Genomic DNA, 2928 nt, shown 5'->3' with positions numbered 1-2928 from the left:
TAAAGAAGTAGTTGACAAGTGATTAGCAACGTAGTAGAATAATAAAGTTGTCTTAGGGGCGCGAAAGCGCAGTGAGATGATTGCGAAAAAACATTTTAAAATAAAGTGTTGACAAGCGATCGTTAAGATGATAAGATAATATAGTTGTCTCAGCGACAACAAGTAGCACATTGAAAACTGAACAAAACTTTGAACAAACGAATCTGTTACTAGTTATTAGCAGTAATAACAAAAACAAATTTGCGAAGTCAATTCGTAACAAACAATAAACGGATAGTCGTTATAGAGATATAGCAATTAGTCAGTTTAATCGAAGAGTACATCTTCAAACAATGAATTTAATTCATTTAAATTGAGAGTTTGATCCTGGCTCAGGATGAACGCTGGCGGCGTGCCTAATACATGCAAGTCGAACGCGCAGCGAAAGGTGCTTGCACCTTTCAAGCGAGTGGCGAACGGGTGAGTAACACGTGGATAACCTGCCTCAAGGCTGGGGATAACATTTGGAAACAGATGCTAATACCGAATAAAACTTAGTATCGCATGATACAAAGTTAAAAGGCGCTACGGCGTCACCTAGAGATGGATCCGCGGTGCATTAGTTAGTTGGTGGGGTAAAGGCTTACCAAGACGATGATGCATAGCCGAGTTGAGAGACTGATCGGCCACATTGGGACTGAGACACGGCCCAAACTCCTACGGGAGGCTGCAGTAGGGAATCTTCCACAATGGGCGCAAGCCTGATGGAGCAACGCCGCGTGTGTGATGAAGGCTTTCGGGTCGTAAAGCACTGTTGTATGGGAAGAAATGCTAAAATAGGGAATGATTTTAGTTTGACGGTACCATACCAGAAAGGGACGGCTAAATACGTGCCAGCAGCCGCGGTAATACGTATGTCCCGAGCGTTATCCGGATTTATTGGGCGTAAAGCGAGCGCAGACGGTTGATTAAGTCTGATGTGAAAGCCCGGAGCTCAACTCCGGAATGGCATTGGAAACTGGTTAACTTGAGTGTTGTAGAGGTAAGTGGAACTCCATGTGTAGCGGTGGAATGCGTAGATATATGGAAGAACACCAGTGGCGAAGGCGGCTTACTGGACAACAACTGACGTTGAGGCTCGAAAGTGTGGGTAGCAAACAGGATTAGATACCCTGGTAGTCCACACCGTAAACGATGAATACTAGGTGTTAGGAGGTTTCCGCCTCTTAGTGCCGAAGCTAACGCATTAAGTATTCCGCCTGGGGAGTACGACCGCAAGGTTGAAACTCAAAGGAATTGACGGGGACCCGCACAAGCGGTGGAGCATGTGGTTTAATTCGAAGCAACGCGAAGAACCTTACCAGGTCTTGACATCCTTTGAAGCTTTTAGAGATAGAAGTGTTCTCTTCGGAGACAAAGTGACAGGTGGTGCATGGTCGTCGTCAGCTCGTGTCGTGAGATGTTGGGTTAAGTCCCGCAACGAGCGCAACCCTTATTGTTAGTTGCCAGCATTCAGTTGGGCACTCTAGCGAGACTGCCGGTGACAAACCGGAGGAAGGCGGGGACGACGTCAGATCATCATGCCCCTTATGACCTGGGCTACACACGTGCTACAATGGCGTATACAACGAGTTGCCAACCTGCGAAGGTGAGCTAATCTCTTAAAGTACGTCTCAGTTCGGACTGCAGTCTGCAACTCGACTGCACGAAGTCGGAATCGCTAGTAATCGCGGATCAGCACGCCGCGGTGAATACGTTCCCGGGTCTTGTACACACCGCCCGTCACACCATGGGAGTTTGTAATGCCCAAAGCCGGTGGCCTAACCTTCGGGAGGGAGCCGTCTAAGGCAGGACAGATGACTAGGGTGAAGTCGTAACAAGGTAGCCGTAGGAGAACCTGCGGCTGGATCACCTCCTTTCTAAGGATAATCGGAAAGTGACAGTGCATTAGATTGTAAATTTGGACGTTCAAAGTTTTGTTTAGTTTTGAGTGTGATACTGTAATAGGTATCATAGTCAAAGTGATCCTATGGGGAATTAGCTCAGCTGGGAGAGCACCTGCTTTGCAAGCAGGGGGTCAGCGGTTCGATCCCGCTATTCTCCATAGACAGCCGAAAGGTTGTCGGGTTGTACATTGAAAACTGAATAGTAACAAATTCTTTTAAAATAATTGAAAAATTAAATTAAATTGAACCGAGAAACAACACAAAAAGTTCTTTAAAAAGAACGGTTTAATCGCAGGTCTGAAAGAAGACCAACTCATAAACTAAACCACAACTACGGTTGTATAGGTTAAGTTAATAAGGGCGCGTGGTGGATGCCTTGGCACTAGGAGCCGATGAAGGACGTGACTAACTACGATAAGCTTTGGTGAGCGGTAAGTACGCTATGACCCAGAGATTTCCGAATGGGGAAACCCAACTCGAAAAGAGTTGTCATTATTTGAATACATAGGATAATGACGGAACACGCTGTGAACTGAAACATCTCATTAGCAGCAGGAGAAGAAAGAAAAATCGATTCCCTAAGTAGCGGCGAGCGAAAAGGGAAGAGCCCAAACCAGAGTGCTTGCATTCTGGGGTTGTAGGACTGATATATAGGAGTTACAAAAGTGTTTTATAGCAGAACAAGTTGGGAAGCTTGGCTAGAGAGGGTGATAGCCCCGTACGCGAAATGAAGCACACTCCTTTCAGGATCCTGAGTACGGCCGGACACGTGAAATCCGGTCGGAATCTGCGGGGACCATCCCGTAAGGCTAAATACTCCCTAGTGACCGATAGTGAACCAGTACCGTGAGGGAAAGGTGAAAAGCACCCCGGAAGGGGAGTGAAATAGTTCCTGAAACCACGACGCCTACAAGAAGTCAGAGCCCGTTAATGGGTGATGGCGTGCCTTTTGTAGAATGAACCGGCGAGTTACGGTATCGTGCAAGGTTAAGGTGGAAAGACC

The 2928-nt window shown here is 46.8% G+C and carries 1 tRNA gene and 2 rRNA genes (1 of these 3 running past the window's edge); all 3 read left to right on the top strand.

The features are described from left to right. Positions 1–348 precede the first annotated feature (348 nt). Positions 349–1898: ribosomal RNA gene (locus HF966_RS08810) — 16S ribosomal RNA — on the top strand. Positions 1899–2010: 112 nt separating this feature from the next. Next, positions 2011–2083 (top strand) — tRNA-Ala (locus tag HF966_RS08805). A gap of 186 nt (positions 2084–2269) precedes the next feature. Then, positions 2270–2928, top strand: a 23S ribosomal RNA gene (locus tag HF966_RS08800) (it continues 2253 nt past the right edge of the window). Together the 16S and 23S rRNA genes with 1 tRNA gene alongside form the textbook arrangement of a ribosomal RNA operon.

Source organism: Leuconostoc holzapfelii (genome assembly GCF_012396485.1).
Lineage (GTDB): Bacteria > Bacillota > Bacilli > Lactobacillales > Lactobacillaceae > Leuconostoc > Leuconostoc holzapfelii.
This window is presented reverse-complemented; position numbering and strand designations above follow the sequence as displayed.